General features: G+C 56.3%; 1 rRNA gene. It reads left to right on the forward strand.

The window, feature by feature from the left end:
* Positions 1-1,173: ribosomal RNA gene (locus ACFY60_RS29510) — 23S ribosomal RNA — on the forward strand; the annotation flags it as partial.
* Between the last annotated feature and the right edge of the window lie 32 nt (positions 1,174-1,205).

The raw sequence follows: 1,205 nt of genomic DNA on the forward strand, positions 1-1,205 counted from the left end.
TGAGCTGGGGGTGGCCGCAGAGACCAGCGAGAAGCGACTGTTTACTAAAAACACAGGTCCGTGCGAAGCCGTAAGGCGATGTATACGGACTGACGCCTGCCCGGTGCTGGAACGTTAAGGGGACCGGTTAGTGACCTTTCGGGGTTGCGAAGCTGAGAACTTAAGCGCCAGTAAACGGCGGTGGTAACTATAACCATCCTAAGGTAGCGAAATTCCTTGTCGGGTAAGTTCCGACCTGCACGAATGGCGTAACGACTTCTCGACTGTCTCAACCATAGGCCCGGTGAAATTGCACTACGAGTAAAGATGCTCGTTTCGCGCAGCAGGACGGAAAGACCCCGGGACCTTTACTACAGTTTGATATTGGTGTTCGGTTCGGCTTGTGTAGGATAGGTGGGAGACTTTGAAGCGGCCACGCCAGTGGTTGTGGAGTCGCCGTTGAAATACCACTCTGGTCGTGCTGGATGTCTAACCTGGGTCCGTGATCCGGATCAGGGACAGTGTCTGATGGGTAGTTTAACTGGGGCGGTTGCCTCCCAAAGGGTAACGGAGGCGCCCAAAGGTTCCCTCAGCCTGGTTGGCAATCAGGTGTTGAGTGTAAGTGCACAAGGGAGCTTGACTGTGAGACCGACGGGTCGAGCAGGGACGAAAGTCGGGACTAGTGATCCGGCGGTGGCTTGTGGAAGCGCCGTCGCTCAACGGATAAAAGGTACCCCGGGGATAACAGGCTGATCTTCCCCAAGAGTCCATATCGACGGGATGGTTTGGCACCTCGATGTCGGCTCGTCGCATCCTGGGGCTGGAGTCGGTCCCAAGGGTTGGGCTGTTCGCCCATTAAAGCGGTACGCGAGCTGGGTTTAGAACGTCGTGAGACAGTTCGGTCCCTATCCGCTGTGCGCGTAGGAATATTGAGAAGGGCTGTCCCTAGTACGAGAGGACCGGGACGGACGAACCTCTGGTGTGCCAGTTGTCCTGCCAAGGGCATGGCTGGTTGGCTACGTTCGGGAGGGATAACCGCTGAAAGCATCTAAGCGGGAAGCCTGCTTCGAGATGAGTATTCCCACCTCCTTGAGAGGGTAAGGCTCCCAGTAGACGACTGGGTTGATAGGCCGGATGTGGAAGCCCAGTAATGGGTGGAGCTGACCGGTACTAATAGGCCGAGGGCTTGTCCTCAGTTGCTCGCGTCCACTGTGTTAGTTCTGAAG

Source organism: Streptomyces sp. NPDC012827, from assembly GCF_042900905.1.
GTDB lineage: Bacteria > Actinomycetota > Actinomycetes > Streptomycetales > Streptomycetaceae > Streptomyces > Streptomyces gulbargensis.